Genomic DNA, 15471 nt, shown 5'->3' on the forward strand with positions numbered 1-15471 from the left:
CTCCACCGTTCAAGAACTCGAAACGTCGTATGCGGGTCAGGCGGGCCCGGTCCCGCTGACCGCGTACTCGGGCCGGGACACGTCGGCGGCTCGCCTGTCCACAATGGACTGGAGGATCTCCCCGACGCGGACCGCGGTGTTGGACAGCAGCGACGACGTGATGCCGTGCGTGTGCTCCGTGCCGCCCTGCAGGTAGATCCCGCCGTCCAGCGGCGGTTCCGTGACGATCCGGTAGTCGCGTTCGACACGGAGCCTGCCCTCGTCGTCGCGCGTGCAGGCGGAGGCGAGCTCACCGAGCAACGGCGTCGGGTCCGCCGGGCTGTACCCGGTGGCGTACACGACGAAATCGGCGTCGATCCTGGTCCGCTCCCCGGTCTCCAGCGCCTCGATGGTCACCCGCACTTCGGAGCCGGTGTCGGTGACCTCGGTGGGACGGGAGACGTTGATCAGCTTCAGCCGTTCGATCCCCTGCACCTTCTCGCGGTAGACGCGGCGGTACAGCTCGTCGATGAGTTCGATGTCGACCGCCGAATAGTTGGTCGCGCCGTGGTAGCGCATCAGGCGCTCCTTGACCGCTTCCGGCGCCTCGTAGTACCGCCCGACCGCCTCGGGGTCGAAGATGCGGTTGGCGAACGCGCTGTCGTCGGCCGGGCTGTAGCCGTACCGCGCGAACACCGCGCACACCTCGGCCCGGGGAAAGCGGTCGTACAGCAGCGCGCTGACCTCGGCCGCGCTCTGGCCGGCTCCGACGACGACGAACCGGCGCGGCTCTTCGGCGGCCATGCCTTCGAGCCGGTGCAGCAGTTCGCTGTTGTGCCAGATCCGTGTGCCCGGTGTCACACCTTCGGGGAGGTTCGGCCGCAGCCCGGTGCTCATCACCAGATTGCGGGCGCGCAGGTTCACCAGTTCGCCGCCGGTGCGGGCGTGGACGTCGAAGAACACGATCTCGTCGCCGTCGAAGACCGGCGTCACCGAAAGTACTTCAGTGCCGTAGGAAACCAGGTCGTCGACCTTTTCCGCCGCCCATTCGAAATAGTCGTGGAACTCGATCCGCAACGGGAACAGGTTCTTGTGGTTGATGAAGTCGACCAGCCGGTCCTTGCTGTGCAGATACGACAGGAAGCTGAACGAACTCGTCGGGTTCCGCATCGTCGCCAGGTCCTTGAGGAAGGAGACCTGCATCGTCGCGTTGTCGATCAACATCCCGCGATGCCAGCCGAACCGGGGCTGCCGCTCGAGGAAGTGGGCGGTGACCGTCTCCGTTCCGGACGCGCCGTTGTGCTCGGTGACGGCGATGGCGAGCGCCAGGTTGGAAGGCCCGAACCCGACCCCGACCACGTCGTAGACCGGAACCCGTTCACCGACCACTGCTCGTGCCATCTTGAACCCCTAGCGCGGCTCAGCCGCATCTCGGTACTTCGCAACAAAGACCAGGGAACCCTAACCTAAGTTAGGTGAGGCTCAACTAGTACTTTCAGTGGTGATGTTCATCCCTCGACCAGGAGGAGGCCGGTCCCATGCGGGTCGCCATGTTCGGATACCAGACCTGGGGACACCGCACCCTGCGGGCGTTGATCGACGCGGGGCACGATGTCGCCCTTGTCGTCACCCACCCGAAGAGTGACCACGCCTACGAGAAGATCTGGTCCGACTCGGTCGCGGACCTCGCCGAGGCCAACGGGATCCGTGCGCTGCTGCGCCAGCGTCCCGACGACGCCGAACTGCTGGCGGAGCTGAAGGAAGCCGATCTCGACCTGATCGTCGCCAACAACTGGCGCACCTGGCTACCGCCCGAGATCTTCGAGATGCCGCGCCACGGCACGCTGAACGTCCACGACTCGCTGCTGCCCGCGTACGCCGGCTTCTCGCCGCTGATCTGGGCGCTCATCAACGGTGAGAAGGAAGTGGGCCTGACCGCCCACATGATGGACGCCGACCTCGACGCGGGCGACATCGTGCTGCAGCGGTCGGTCCAGGTCGGCCCGAAGGACACGACGACGGATCTCTTCCACCGGACGGTCGACCTCATCGCCCCGATCACCACCGAGGCGATCGAGCTCATCGCGAGCGGGGACTACACACCGGTCAAACAGGACAGGTCGAAGGCCAGCTTCTTCCACAAGCGTGCCCTCGAAGACAGTCTCATCGACTGGTCCTGGCCCGCCGACGAGATCGAGCGGCTGGTGCGCGCGCAGTCCGACCCGTACCCCAACGCCTTCACCTACCACCGTGGCAAGCAACTGCGCGTCGTCCGCTCCTCGGTGTCGGTGGGTCACTACGGCGGGACTCCCGGGCGGATCTTCATCCGTGAGGGTGAAGGTGTCGTCATCGTCGCCGGACCGGAAGCGCGCCGCGGCCGTTCGCACGGTCTCGTCATCGAGCGGGTCCGGACCGAGGACGGCACCGAACTGGCCGCGAACGACTACTTCCGCACCATGGGCGGATACCTCACCACCCGGCCTTGACCTGCCGCTTGACCGTCCCGCGAAAAAAGTCATCGCGGGACCGATGAGTTCCCGCGAAGGGCGCCGTTACATCGGGTAAGAACACTCGATGGGAGGCGCCATGACCGACACGATCGCCGCGGCGAAGGCGGGCGACGAAACCGCCTTCGCCGCGCTCACCGGACGGCACCGGCGGGAACTGCACGTCCACTGCTACCGGATGCTCGGCTCGTTCGACGAGGCGGAGGACGTCGTCCAGGAGGCGCTGCTCAACGCGTGGCGCGGACTGGACACGTTCGATGGCGGCAATTTCCGCGCGTGGCTGTACCGGATCGCCACCAACGCCTGCCTCGACGCGATCCGCAAGAGCGAACGCCGGGTGCCGTCGCTGCGATCGTTCGCCGAAGTCCCCTGGATCCAGCCGTATCCGGACCGGCTGCTGGACGAGATCGCGCCGCCCGAGGCCGAACCGGACGCGCTCGCCGTCGCCAGGGAGACCATCGAACTCGCCTTCCTCGCGGCCCTGCAGCTGCTGCCGCCGCAGCAGCGCGCGGTGCTGATCCTGCGCGACGTGCTCGGCTGGCGGGCCGCCGAAACCGCGAACCTGCTCGACCTTTCCGTCCCCGCCGCGAACAGCGCCCTGCAACGCGGCCGCGCCACCCTGCGCGAACGCCTCCCGCAGCAACGCGGGGAATGGTCCGCCGTCGCACCGTCCGACGAGGAACGGGCGCTGGTCCGGCGGCTCATCGAAGCACACGACAGCGGCGACTTCGGCACGCTGGGCAGTCTGGTCCGCGACGACGTCCGCGTGACCATGCCGCCGGAACCCCAGTGCTACATCGGGCTCGAACACCTCGCCCGGCTCGGCGGGATCGCCGAGGAGATGGGCGAATGGCGCGCCGTCGCGGTCGACGCCAACCGCATGCCCGCGTTCGCCTCGTACCTCCGGCGTCCCGGCGACACCGTCTTCCGCGCGTTCAAACTCGATCTCGTCCGCGTCGTCGAGGGCAAGGCCGCGGAGTTCACCACGTTCGACAGCCACCTGTTCCCGGCCTTCGGCCTGGACGCCACCCTGGAGGGATGAAGCGATGCCGGAGAAGATGACCGACGAACAGCGCCGCGCCTTTCTCGCCGAAGGCACCCGCAACGCCGTCTTCGCGACGGTCCGCCCGGACGGCAGGCCGCACGCGGTCCCGGTCTGGTTCGCCCTCGACGGGGACGACATCCTGGTCAACCTGGGCGCCGACACCGTCAAAGGCAAGGCGCTCAAGGAGAATCCGCGTGTTTCGGTGGTCGTCGAGGACCCCGCCCCGCCCTACTCGTTCGTGAGTGTGGAGGGTGTCGCGGAGATCGTTCCGGAGCCCGAGGGGGTCCGGCAGGGTTCGACGCTGATCGCTCAGCGGTATCTCGGGGAGGCCGGGCAGGAGGCGATCGAGGGCTGGCTGGCCTACGCGACGTCACCGGGGAAGGTGATCGTGCGCGTGCGGCCGGAGAACATCGTGGCGATCGCGAAGGTCGGCGGCTGAGTGCTTCTGGCGCCGGTGTCACGGCAGGGGCCGAGTGGGGTGGCATCAAGATCCGGGACCGTCACGACGTCGTGACGATGCGGGAATCGGGACAGAGGGTCTCGTGATTCCTCGGGGAGGGTGACCGGGCGACCATCGGGCAGGCCCCTGGCAGAGCAGCCCGATGTACCGCCGAGCGGGAGCCACTGGCCGCGGCCCCCGTTCGGCGTCAGGATGGCCCGGTGACCGAGATCGTTTTCGACGCGAGCACCCGTTCCTGGCTCATCCGCACGGCGGCCACGAGCTACGCGCTCAGACTGGCCGAGGACGACACCCCCGCCCACGTCTACTGGGGCCCCGCTCTCACGCCGGACCAGGTCGCCGACCTCCTCCCCTTGCCCCTGACGCGCTGGGACTCCTTCAACGATCCCAACGAGGGCCTGGACGAACTCGCCGCCGACGGCGGCACCCGGTACTGGACCCCCGCCCTCCAGGTCCGGTTCGCCGACGGGACCCGCGCCCTCGAATGGCGGTACGTCTCCCACGACATCGACGGCGGACGACTGCTCGTCCATTTCCGCGATCGGCACTACCCGTTGCGCATCACGCTCGGCTACCGCGTCCCGGACGGCACCGACGTCGTCGAACGCTGGACCGAACTCACCCACGACGGCACCGAAGGCCCGATCGAGATAATCCGCGCCGACTCGGCGACGTGGGCCGTGCCGTTCCGGCCGGACTACCGGGTCAGCCACGTCGTCGGTGGCTGGGCCGCGGAGAGCCGGTTGCTCCGGGAGCCGGTGCCCCACGGCGAAACCAACTTCGGCAGCAGGCGCGGCATCACCAGCCACCATGCCAACCCGTGGGTGATGCTCGACGACGGCGAAGCGACCGAAAGGCACGGCGAGGTCTACAGCGCGGCGCTCGCGTGGAGCGGTTCGTGGCGGATCACCACCACCCGCTCGTCCGCCGGCCGTCTCACCGTGACCGGCGGCTCCGGCCAGGACGGCGTCGTCCCCCGGCTCGCACCCGGCGACACGCTCACCACGCCGGTCTTCGCCGGCTTGTACACCGAGGGCGGATTCGGCGCCGCGAGCCGAGCATGGCACGCGTACACGATCGGCCATGTCCTCCCGTATCCCGGCGAACTCCGGCCGGTGCTCTACAACTCCTGGGAAGCCACGGGTTTCGACGTCACCGAAGACGGACAGCGGAAGCTGGCGGCGAAAGCGGCGGCCATCGGGGTCGAACTGTTCGTGATGGACGACGGCTGGTTCGGTGCCCGGAACGGCGACCACGCCGGTCTCGGCGATTGGCATGTCAACCGCGACAAGTTCCCGACCGGTCTCGAACCGCTGATCGGCGAAGTGCACCGCCTCGGCATGAAGTTCGGGCTCTGGGTCGAACCCGAAATGGTCAATCCGGACAGCGACCTGTACCGCGCGCATCCGGACTGGGTCCTGCACCATCCACAAAGGACACGCTCGGAGCTGCGAAACCAGCTGGTGCTCAATTTCGCCCGCCCGGACGTCGCCGAGTGGGCGTTCGGCACGCTCGACTCGCTCGTCGGCGAGCACGGGATCGACTTCCTGAAATGGGACATGAATCGCCCGTTCAGCGAGGCGGGCTGGCCCGCCGACGCTGATCCGGACCGGCTGTGGGTGGAGCACACTCACGCGGTCTACGCGATCATGGACCGACTGCGCGCCCGCCACCCCGGGCTGCGGATCGAAGCGTGCAGCGGCGGTGGCGGCCGGATCGATCTCGGGATCATGGCCAGGACGGATCAGGTCTGGACCTCGGACAACACCGACGCGCTCGACAGGCTTGTCATCCAGCACGGCTACGGCCAGGTGTATCCGGCGCGCGCGATGTCGGCGTGGGTCACCGACGACCCCAACTTCGTCACCCACCGGTCCACACCGCTGCGCTTCCGGTTCCACGTCGCGATGGCCGGAGTGCTCGGCATCGGCGGCGACATCGTCGATTGGTCCGAGGAGGAACTCGAGTACGCGCGCGGACAGATCGCGCTGTACAAGGAGATCCGGCCGGTCGTCCAGCACGGCGAGCTCTACCGTCTCGTGCCGCCGACCGGCGACGGCGTCTCCGCTCTGCAGTACGTGGCGGCCGACGGTGAGCGTGCGGTCGTGTTCGTGTTCCGGCAAGCGGCACATTTCCACACTCCCGAACGACCGGTCCGGCTCGACGGCCTCGACCCCACCGCCCGCTACCGCGATGAGGACACCGGAAAGGTGTGGCACGGCGCCCCCCTCCTGGCACACGGCCTGTTCCCAGGTCTGCCGGACGGCGATTTCGCCAGTGTGGTGATCCGGCTGACCAAGCTGTGAGTGCTCAAGAGATCAGATGTATCGCGCATTTTTGGCAACGGAAGACGGCACTGACCGCTTGACATCCCCCTAGACATCCGATCGAATGCCCGTCGTATGTGAGCCGCGAGAAGGGTGGCTGGGGCATGAGAAGGTCCTTCGCGTTGGGAGCGGCACTGCTCCTCGCCGCGAGCCTCACCGGCTGCACCGTGGGCGGCGGCACGGGCGGTTCCGGCAGCGAGATCTCGTTCCTGACCTTCGAGACGCCGAACCTTCCACCGTCCTATTGGGACTCCGCCATCAAACGCGTCACGGACCGCAATCCCGGCCTCAGCGTGAAGAAACTGGTCGCCCCGTCGACCGACCGCACCGGCTACGCCAAGCAACTGCTGCAGTCCGGCCAGTTCCCCGACGTGGCGATCGCCGTCGACTCGGCCGGTTTCGCCGAATCGGGCAACCTCTACGCGTGGACGCCCGAGGAACTCAAGGACTTCCAGTTCCCCGGCGCCAACCCGATCAAAGGCGGGCATCACCAGCTTCCCGCCAACACCCAGACCATCCCGCCGATCTACTACAACAAGAAGCTCTTCACCGACGCCGGGATCACGTCACCGCCGAAGACCTGGGCGGAACTGCTTGCCGCATCGGAGAAGCTGAAGACGAAGGGCATCAAGCCGTTCACCATCGGCGGAGGCAAGGAAGGCTTCCCGTCCGCGATGCTGCTGGACGGCCTGGTCAGCGTCGAGGTCTACGGCAAGACACCGGACTGGCTTTCCCAGCGGCGGGCCGACAAGGTCAGGTTCAGCGACCCGGCCTTCCAGCAGGCGTTCGGCAAGTTCGCCGATCTGGTGGCCAAGGGGTACATCGACAAGACGCAGGTCTCGCGGGACTATTCGGCGACCGAGGCGGCCTTCCTCAACGGCGAAGGCGCGATGTACCCGATGGGCAACTGGTTCGCCGCCAGCGCCGATGCCAAGAAGCCTTCTTTCGAGATCGGTGTCTTCAACTTCCCTTCCGAGGACGGGAAACTTGTCGTGCCCGCCTATACCGGTGGCGGCATCGTCGTCAACGCGAAGTCGCCGCACCTCGACGCGGCAAGGAAGTTCGCGCTCGCGTTCCAGCTCGACAAGGAACAGATCGATGCCTCGGTCAAGGCCGACGGTCTGTTCCCCGCGATCAAGGGCTACACGCCGCCTTCCGACGTCGGCCCGGTCTTCAAGGCGGGCTACGAGCTCTACAAAGAAGCCGTCGCGAAGAACGCCGTCGTCAACGCCTTCACCTGGGAAACCGCCGACGACGGGCTTCTGCCGGGGATGAAGGACAAGGTCTACCAGGCCGCGCAGGACGTCATCATCGGCCGCAAGACGGTGTCCGACGCGTGCGCGTTCCTGGACACCGAGTGGGCGAAGGCGCGCTGACACCACGATGGGGAGGAAACCGATCCTGCCGAGGGTGTGGCATTTCGCCTCGTTCGGCGCACCCGGTGTCGTCATCTACCTCTGCTTCGTCATGGCGCCGATCCTCATCAGCTTCGGCTACAGCCTGACGAACCACAACCCGTTCGATCCGCCCGCGGAATTCGTGGGTCTCGAGAACTACCGGCTGCTGTTCCAGGACGAGCAGTTCCTGACCGCGCTCCGGGTCACCACGATCCTGACCGTGATCGTCGTGGTCGTGCCGAACGTGCTCGGACTCGGCGTCGCCCTGCTGCTCGACCGGAAAGGCTGGCTGTACAACGCTTTGCGGAGCGTGTTCTTCACGCCCGTGATCCTCAGCTCGGTCGTGGTCAGCATCATCTGGACGAAGCTGCTCGACGACCGGGGGCCGGTCAACGACGCGCTCCGCGCCCTCGGCGTCGAGCATCCGCCTGGCTGGCTTTCGGATCCGGACCTCGCGCTGTACTCGCTGGCTTCGATCGTGTGCTGGCAGATGCTGGGGTTCTGCGTGGTCGTGTACCTCGCCGGGCTGCAAGGCGTGCCCGCCGAACTGCTGGAGGCGGCGGAGATCGACGGCGCCGGACCGGTCCGGCGGTTCCGCGCGGTGACCTGGCCGCTGCTCGCCCCGTCACTGACGATCAACACCGTCGTGCTGCTGATCTCGGCGTTCAAGACCTACGACCACGTCAAGGTGGTCACCAACGGCGGGCCGGGTTCGGGGACCACCGCCACCATCGCGTTCGACGTCCTCGCCACCGGCCTCGACGCGAATCACGTCGGCTACGCGTCCGCGATGGCCGTGGTGATGCTGGTGATCGTGGCGACGCTGACCACGATCGTGCTGCGGTTTCTGCGGCGGCGGGAGGTCGACCTGTGACCACGAAGGACGGTTCGTGGCTGCGGCCCGCCTCGGCGATCCTGGTGAGCGCGATCTTCTTCGTGCCGCTGTACTACGTGCTCGTCAACGTGTTCAAACCCGGCGATCGGATCGCCGAGGAGCCGGCGTCGGTCCCGCTGCCACCGACGCCGGCCAACATCCACGCCGTGCTCACCCGGCCCGACGGCCTGTTCTGGGTGAGCCTGGCGAACAGCATGCTCGTCACCCTGCTGTCGATCCTGGTGCTGACCGTGCTTTCCGCGATGCTCGGGCACTACCTGGCACGTTCGGACCGGCGATGGACCAAGGTGCTCACTCTGATCCTGTTGGCGGGCTTGATGATCCCTCCCCAGGTGATCCTGATCCCGGTCACCGAGGTGCTGCGCCTGACCGGGTTGATGGCGACGCTGCAGGGCTTGGTGCTGTTCAACGTCGGTTACTACGTGCCGTTCGGCGTTTTCGTGTTCACCGGATTCATCCGCGGGGTACCGGTGGAACTCGAGGAGGCCGCGCGGCTCGACGGGGCGAGCCGCGCGCAGGTGTTCTGGCGGATCGTGTTCCCGCTGCTGCGCCCGGCGACGGCGAGCGTGCTGATCTTCCTCGGGGTGTGGATCTGGAACGACTTCATCGACCCGTTGATCATCCTCGGGCCCAGCCAGGGCACCACGATCACCACCGGGATCTACCGCTCGATCGGCCAGTACCAGACGGACCTCGGCAGCGTGTTCGCGCTGATGTTCCTGGCCACACTGCCGGTGCTGATCTTCTATCTGGCCTTGCAGAAGCAGTTCGTGAAGGGACTCACCGGCGGCGCCACCAAGGGCTGACCTCCAAGCAATCAGTCATCTGATTGCTCAGAGCTCGGCGACCTTCCCGTCGGCGACTTCCAGCCGCCGCGTCGTCGCCACCGCGTCGAGCATCCGCCGGTCGTGTGTCACCAGCAGCAGCGTCCCCGGATACTCCGACAGCGCCGACTCCAGCTGCTCGATCGCGGGCAGGTCGAGGTGGTTCGTCGGCTCGTCCAGCACCAGCAGGTTCACCCCGCGCGCCTGCAGCAGCGCCAGCGCCGACCGGGTCCGCTCCCCCGGCGACAGCGTGGCCGCCGAGCGCAGGACGTGCGCGGCCTTGAGCCCGAACTTCGCCAGCAGCGTCCGGACGTCGGCGTCGGCGAGTTCCGGGACCTCACGGGCGAACGCCTCGACGAGCGGAAGGTCGCCGAGGAACAGCTTCCGTGCCTGGTCGACCTCGCCGACCACGACACCGGAGCCGAGCGACGCGGCGCCTTCGTCGACCGGGACCCGCCCGAGCAGGGCGCCGAGCAGGGTCGACTTCCCGGCGCCGTTGGCCCCGGTGATCGCGACCTTGTCCGCCCAGTCGATCTGCAGGTCCACCGGACCGAGGGTGAATTCACCCCGCCGCACGACCGCGCCGCGCAAGGTCGCCACGACCGCGCCCGCCCGGGGCGCCGCGGCGATCTCCATCCGCAGTTCCCATTCCTTGCGCGGTTCCTCGACGACGTCGAGCCGCTCGATCATGCGGTCGGTCTGCCGGGCCTTCGACGCCTGCTTCTCCGTCGCCTCGCTCCGGAACTTGCGGCCCACCTTGTCGTTGTCGGTGGCCTTGCGGCGGGCGTTCTTGACGCCCTTCTCCATCCACGAACGCTGCATCGAGCCCCGCGCTTCGAGCGAGGCCTTGGTGTTCGCGAACTCCTCGTACTCCTCACGCGCGTGCCGCCGCGCGACGGCACGTTCCTCCAGATAGGACTCGTAACCGCCGCCGTAGGTCCGCACCTGCTGCTGTGCGTAATCGAGTTCGACGACGCGGTCGACGGTGCGGGCGAGGAACTCCCGGTCGTGGCTGACCAGCACGGTCCCGGCGCGCAGCCCGGTCACGAACCGCTCGAGCCGGTCCAGGCCGTCGAGGTCGAGGTCGTTGGTCGGCTCGTCGAGCAGGAAGATGTCGTACCGGCTCAGCAGCAGCGAGGCCATCCCCGCCCGGGCCGCCTGCCCGCCGGACAGCGACATCATCGGCTGGTCGAGGCTGACGGTGAGCCCGAGATCCGCGACGACCTCGCCCGCACGGTCGTCCAGATCGGCGCCACCGAGCGCGAGCCAGCGGTCGAGGGCCAGACCGTAGGCGTCGTCCGCGCCGGGTTCGCCCGCGGTGAGCGCTTCGGTGGCGGCGTCGAGTTCGGCTTGGGCGGCGGTGACTCCGGTACGGCGCGAGAGGAACGCGCGGACGGACTCACCCTCACGACGTTCCGGCTCCTGCGGGAGGTGACCGACGGTGGCCGTCGGCGGGTTCAGCCGGACGCTGCCCTCTTCCGGCGGTACGAGGCCGCCGAGGGTCTTCAGCAGAGTCGACTTGCCCGCGCCGTTGACGCCGACGAGACCGATCACTTCGCCCGGGGCGACGACCAGGTCGAGACCGGAGAACAGCAGACGGTCGCCGTGGCCGGCGGCGAGATCCTTGGCAACGAGTGTGGCGCTCATGAGATCGGTAAGTCTACGGGGACCGATTGAACAGCTCGTGGTCCCTCGGAAGAGTGGCAAGTATCCAAGCGATCACGGAACGTGGGTAACCTGGTTGTTCTTCTGGACCCGAACGAACCCCTGAGCATTGAGGTCGGTGACAGCAAATGGCGGATTCCGCCACCCAGGTCCCCGTCGTCCACCAGCAGAAAGGCGGTACCCGTAGGCCGACGTTGAGCAGGCGGCGGGAAGTCAGTCACGCCAGCGCGCGATCCTTGTTGATGACGATCCTCGGCGAATACGTCCTGCCCCGTGACCGGCCCATCTGGACGTCGACGCTGGTCGAGGCGCTGCGCGTGCTCGACATCGAGGAAAAGTCCGCACGGCAGGCGCTCGCCCGTTCCTCCGCCGAGGGCTGGGTCGTCTCCGAACGCGTCGGACGAAGAGTGCGCTGGTCGCTCACTCCACCAGGCAGGCGCCTTTTGACCGAAGGCGCGGAACGGATCTACGCCTTCGGCAACGAAGAGAAGGCGTGGGACGGCCGCTGGCTGATGTTGATCGTGTCGGTCCCCGAAGCGAAGAGGGACCTTCGGCACCGGCTGCGCACGCGCCTGACGTGGGCCGGGTTCGGCTCGCCGGTGGCGGGTGTCTGGGTCAGCCCGGATCTCAGCCGCCAGCGGGAGGCCCAGCAGATCGTGCAGGAACTCGGCCTCGACGCGCAGGCGATGTCGTTCACCGCCGCCTATGGCGACGTCGGCGACCAGGAGACGATGGTCGCGCGGTCCTGGGACCTGAGCGAACTTAAGGACCGCTATGAAGACTTCATCGACCGCTTCACCGGTTTGCGGCCTTCAGGTGAGCGTGGCGTCCTGCGCGCGCAAACCGAACTCGTCCACGAATGGCGCAGCTTCCCGTTCCTCGATCCGCGTCTTCCGCTGAAACTCCTTCCCGACGGTTGGAGTGGCGTGCGCGCGGCGGAACTCTTCCACCGCAAGCACGTCGAATGGCGACCAGAAGCACAGGCACAATGGGACGAACTCGCGGACTCCTCCGGCTAGGGTCACGGAAAACGATCTAGCGGAGGGACTTCCGTCTTGGCCACCTCGATCCGCCTCGACCGCGAGGGCGACATCGCCGTCCTGACCATCGCTTCGCCGCCGCTGAACCTCTACACCGCGGAACTCCAGCGGGAACTGGGCGAGGCGATCGGCGAACTGGAGGCCACGCCGCCGCGCGCGGCGTTGATCCGGGCCGAGGGGAAGATCGTCAGCGGCGGCGTCGACGTCTCCCTGTTCGACGCACAGGCGAGCGCGGCCGAAGCGAAGGTGCTCTTCGACGAGATGCTGGCGATCCCCGACCGGATCGCCGCCCTCCCGTTCCCCACCGTGTTCGCCGCCCACGGTCTGTGCCTGACCTGGGCCTTCGAGGTGGCTGTAGCCTGCGACATCATTCTCGCCAGCGAGAAGGCCAAATTCGGCCTGGTCGAACGCGTCGTCGGCCTGACCCCGACCATGGGCGGCACACAGCGGCTCGCCGCCCGTGCCGGCGTCGGCCGCGCCAAGGAGTTCGTGATGACCGGTGCGACCTACGACGCCGCGACACTCGAACGCTGGAACGTGGTGAACCGGGTGTTCCCGATCGACGGCTTCGACGAGGCCGTGCGCACCTTCACGACCGACCTCGCGCAGGGGCCGACAAAGGCGCACGCGGCCACCAAGAAGGTCCTCGAGCACTACGAGCACGGCGGCGTCGCCGAGGCCAACGAGCACATCACGACGATCGCCGCCGGACTCTTCGACACCGAGGACCTGCGCGGCGCGGTGAAGTCGTTCCTCGCGGACGGCCCGGGCAAGGCGACCTTCACCGGCCGCTGAGCCGGCCCGCACGACCCCGATACCGCAGCGCCGCTTCTCCAGCGGCGCTGCGGTTTTCGTTTCGGCAGAGGTTCTTCCGGCAGCCGACCGCACGCCGTTCCCACCTCGGCGGAGGATTCCGCCGAGCGCCCCGGCCTGGTGGTTCATGACCGACGAATCGGTCTAGACCTTTTATCGGCTCCGCGCTACATTCAAGCGTGGTCTAGACCACACGCGCCATTTTCAGAGCAGGTCAGTCTCGCCGCCTCTTTTGGAGAGAACCGCCATGAGACGCACCGGAAAACGACTACTCAGCGCATTCACCGTGACACTCCTCGCCGCCGGGCTCTTGGTAGCCGCGGGCAATCCGGCATTGGCGGCGGGCCGCCTCCGCGCCGCCTTCACCCTGACCGGAACCAATGGTGAGTACACCGTCACCAACCCCAGCAGCGAAACCGTCGCCGACTGGTCCATCACCTTCACCGTCCCCGCCGGCGTCACCGCCACGAGCGGCTCCCACGCCACGGTCTCCCAGACGGGCGACCAGGTCACCCTCTCCCCGGCGTTCTACATCAAATCGCTCGCGCCGGGCCGTTCGACCTACCCCTACAGCCCCTCCTTCCGGCTCAGTTCGGCCGTCAACCCGACCACGTGCCGGATCGACGACGCGAACTGCGACGGCTCGGGCGACACACCACCGTCGACCCCGGCCAACCTGCGACTCGTGGCGAAGACGACCACGACCGCCGCGCTGGCCTGGAACGCGTCGGCACCGGGCTCGCTGCCCGTCGCCGGCTACGACGTCTACCAGGGCACCACGCTGGCGGCGTCGATCACCGGTACCGAAGCGAGGATCACCGGGCTGACGCCGAACACGGCCTACAGCTTCACCGTCGTCGCCAAGGACCGGAAGGACGCCAAGTCGCCGCCCACCCCGGCGCTCGCGGTGACCACCAACAACCCGGGCGACGACACCCAGGCGCCGACCGCGCCGTCGAACCTCCGCTCGACCGCGGTCACGTCGGGCTCCGTCGCGCTGGCGTGGAACGCGTCGACGGACAACACCGGCGTCGTTTCCTACGACGTCTACCGCGGTACGACCCTCGCCACGACGGTGACCGGGACGACCGCGACGGTGAGCGGGCTTTCACCGTCCACTTCGTACTCTTTCACGGTCAAAGCCCGCGACGGGTACGACAACGTCTCCGCGGCGAGCGCGGCCGTCAGCGCTCGCACCGGCGACATCGTGAACGGGTACGCCCGGGTCGGCTACTTCGTCCAGTGGGGCATCTACGGCCGCCAGTTCTTCGTGAAGAACATGGTGACCAATGGATCGGCCGCCAAGCTGACCCATCTGCTGTACGCCTTCGGGAACATCGACCCGGTCAACCACACCTGCCTGTCGGGTGTCACCAAGGGAACGACGCCCAATCCGCAGGACCCGAACCAGGGTGACGGCGCGGGCGACGCGGAAGCCGACTACTCACGGCCGATGTCCGCCGCCCAGTCCGTCGACGGTGTCGGCGACACCGGCTGGGAAACGCTGCGCGGCAACTTCAACCAGCTGAAGAAGCTCAAAGTCAAGCACCCCAACCTGAAGATCCTCATCTCGCTGGGTGGCTGGACCTACTCGAAGTACTTCTCCGACGTCGCGGCCACCGCCGCGTCGCGGCAGAAGTTCGTCGCGTCGTGCATCGACACCTACCTGAAGGGCAACATCAAGGCGTACGGCGGAGCGGGCGGCCCGGGTACGGCCGCGGGCATCTTCGACGGCATCGACATCGACTGGGAGTGGCCGGGCAGCCCCGACGGACACCCCGGAAACCACTGGAGCGCCAACGACAAGACGAACCTGACCGCACTGCTGGCCGAATTCCGCACGCAGATGGACGCCTACGGCGCGACCACCGGCAAGCGGTACGAACTGCAGGCGTTCACCCCCGCCGACCCGGCGAAGGTCAAGGGCGGCTGGGAGATCCCGAAGATCTTCGACTACCTCGACGTCGCGAACGTGCAAGGCTACGACTTCCACGGCTCGGGCAGCGACAACTCGTGGGAGCCGAACCGCACCGGCCATCAGGGCAACCTCTACGCCGACGCGGACGATCCGTACAACTTCAAGTTCAGTGTCGAATCAGCGATCAACGCCTACACCGAGGCAGGGGCCAATCCACGGAAACTGACCCTCGGGCTCGCGTTCTACGGGAGAGGCTGGCAAGGGGTCGCGGACGGCGGCAAGAAGGGCGAATGGCAGAGCGCGACAGGAGCCGCGCCCGGCCAGTTCGCCGAGGAAGCAGGTACTCGTGGCTACGCGAATCTCTTGGCCAGTGTCCCCAACTGCGCCGTCCAGCACGACACCGCGGCAGTGGCCACATCGTGCTACACCGGCAACGGCGGGCAATGGTGGACCTTCGACGACGCCTGGTCCATCCAGCAGAAGATCGCCTGGCTCAAGACCAGAGGACTGCTCGGAGTCATGGCCTGGGAGATGTCGGGTGACACCGGATCCCTCATGACCACAGTGGACAATTCGCTGAAGTGACGGTTCCCGGGGTGCC

12 protein-coding genes are annotated in these 15471 nt (G+C 67.5%); 10 read left to right on the forward strand and 2 right to left on the reverse strand.

All coding sequences use genetic code 11. The features are described 5' to 3' along the window. Positions 1 to 36: 36 nt before the first annotated feature. Positions 37 to 1380: a lysine N(6)-hydroxylase/L-ornithine N(5)-oxygenase family protein gene (locus tag DL991_RS12670; RefSeq protein ID WP_125784234.1), complete on the reverse strand. Its 1344-nt coding sequence runs from the start codon at positions 1378 to 1380 to the stop codon at positions 37 to 39. 137 nt (positions 1381 to 1517) lie between these two features. On the opposite strand from DL991_RS12670, the gene DL991_RS12675 reads away from it, so the two are divergent. The 7 genes from DL991_RS12675 to DL991_RS12705 all read left to right on the forward strand — a co-directional run bounded on the left by DL991_RS12675 (position 1518) and on the right by DL991_RS12705 (position 9416). Beyond that, positions 1518 to 2465, forward strand: coding sequence for a methionyl-tRNA formyltransferase (locus tag DL991_RS12675; RefSeq protein ID WP_125784236.1), 948 nt, complete (start codon positions 1518 to 1520; stop codon positions 2463 to 2465). Between the two features lie 100 nt (positions 2466 to 2565). Continuing rightward, positions 2566 to 3528, forward strand: coding sequence for an RNA polymerase subunit sigma-70 (locus tag DL991_RS12680; RefSeq protein ID WP_125784239.1), 963 nt, complete (start codon positions 2566 to 2568; stop codon positions 3526 to 3528). A 4-nt stretch (positions 3529 to 3532) separates the two neighbouring features. Continuing rightward, on the forward strand, positions 3533 to 3970 hold the full coding sequence (locus tag DL991_RS12685) for a PPOX class F420-dependent oxidoreductase (protein ID WP_125784241.1): 438 nt from the start codon (positions 3533 to 3535) through the stop codon (positions 3968 to 3970). A 221-nt stretch (positions 3971 to 4191) separates the two neighbouring features. Next, the gene (locus DL991_RS12690; RefSeq protein ID WP_125784243.1) at positions 4192 to 6297 is read left to right on the forward strand and encodes an alpha-galactosidase; all 2106 of its coding nucleotides are present in this window, start codon (positions 4192 to 4194) and stop codon (positions 6295 to 6297) included. A 125-nt stretch (positions 6298 to 6422) separates the two neighbouring features. Next, positions 6423 to 7694, forward strand: coding sequence for an extracellular solute-binding protein (locus DL991_RS12695; protein WP_125784245.1), 1272 nt, complete (start codon positions 6423 to 6425; stop codon positions 7692 to 7694). A gap of 7 nt (positions 7695 to 7701) precedes the next feature. Beyond that, complete coding sequence (locus tag DL991_RS12700) at positions 7702 to 8589, forward strand: carbohydrate ABC transporter permease (RefSeq protein WP_233598812.1); 888 nt, start codon at positions 7702 to 7704, stop codon at positions 8587 to 8589. After that, positions 8586 to 9416, forward strand: a complete 831-nt coding sequence (locus tag DL991_RS12705) for a carbohydrate ABC transporter permease (protein WP_125784247.1) — start codon at positions 8586 to 8588, stop codon at positions 9414 to 9416. Before DL991_RS12700 ends, DL991_RS12705 begins: the two co-directional genes overlap by 4 nt. Before the next feature lie 27 nt (positions 9417 to 9443). Here DL991_RS12705 and DL991_RS12710 read toward each other — a convergent pair whose 3' ends face one another. Next, positions 9444 to 11081, reverse strand: a complete 1638-nt coding sequence (locus DL991_RS12710; RefSeq protein ID WP_125784249.1) for an ABC-F family ATP-binding cassette domain-containing protein — start codon at positions 11079 to 11081, stop codon at positions 9444 to 9446. 146 nt (positions 11082 to 11227) lie between these two features. Between DL991_RS12710 and DL991_RS12715 the strand changes: the two genes are divergently transcribed. The 3 genes from DL991_RS12715 to DL991_RS12725 all read left to right on the forward strand — a co-directional run bounded on the left by DL991_RS12715 (position 11228) and on the right by DL991_RS12725 (position 15455). Then, positions 11228 to 12118, forward strand: coding sequence for a PaaX family transcriptional regulator C-terminal domain-containing protein (locus tag DL991_RS12715; protein WP_125784251.1), 891 nt, complete (start codon positions 11228 to 11230; stop codon positions 12116 to 12118). A 36-nt stretch (positions 12119 to 12154) separates the two neighbouring features. Then, positions 12155 to 12934: an enoyl-CoA hydratase/isomerase family protein gene (locus tag DL991_RS12720; RefSeq protein WP_125784253.1), complete on the forward strand. Its 780-nt coding sequence runs from the start codon at positions 12155 to 12157 to the stop codon at positions 12932 to 12934. Positions 12935 to 13238: 304 nt separating this feature from the next. Further along, complete coding sequence (locus tag DL991_RS12725; protein ID WP_125784744.1) at positions 13239 to 15455, forward strand: glycosyl hydrolase family 18 protein; 2217 nt, start codon at positions 13239 to 13241, stop codon at positions 15453 to 15455. Positions 15456 to 15471 lie beyond the last annotated feature (16 nt).

Origin of the sequence: Amycolatopsis sp. WAC 01375 (assembly GCF_003947325.1) — a bacterium.
In the GTDB taxonomy this organism is placed as follows: domain Bacteria; phylum Actinomycetota; class Actinomycetes; order Mycobacteriales; family Pseudonocardiaceae; genus Amycolatopsis.

Bases quoted from the DNA above. Each gene is read 5' to 3' on its own strand.
- DL991_RS12670 (WP_125784234.1), bottom strand. From the start codon at position 1,380: ATGGCACGAGCAGTGGTCGGTGAACGGGTTCCGGTCTACGACGTGGTC.
- DL991_RS12700 (WP_233598812.1), top strand. From the start codon at position 7,702: ATGGGGAGGAAACCGATCCTGCCGAGGGTGTGGCATTTCGCCTCGTTC.
- DL991_RS12685 (WP_125784241.1), top strand. From the start codon at position 3,533: ATGCCGGAGAAGATGACCGACGAACAGCGCCGCGCCTTTCTCGCCGAA.
- DL991_RS12715 (WP_125784251.1), top strand. From the start codon at position 11,228: ATGGCGGATTCCGCCACCCAGGTCCCCGTCGTCCACCAGCAGAAAGGC.
- DL991_RS12680 (WP_125784239.1), top strand. From the start codon at position 2,566: ATGACCGACACGATCGCCGCGGCGAAGGCGGGCGACGAAACCGCCTTC.
- DL991_RS12695 (WP_125784245.1), top strand. From the start codon at position 6,423: ATGAGAAGGTCCTTCGCGTTGGGAGCGGCACTGCTCCTCGCCGCGAGC.
- DL991_RS12675 (WP_125784236.1), top strand. From the start codon at position 1,518: ATGCGGGTCGCCATGTTCGGATACCAGACCTGGGGACACCGCACCCTG.
- DL991_RS12710 (WP_125784249.1), bottom strand. From the start codon at position 11,081: ATGAGCGCCACACTCGTTGCCAAGGATCTCGCCGCCGGCCACGGCGAC.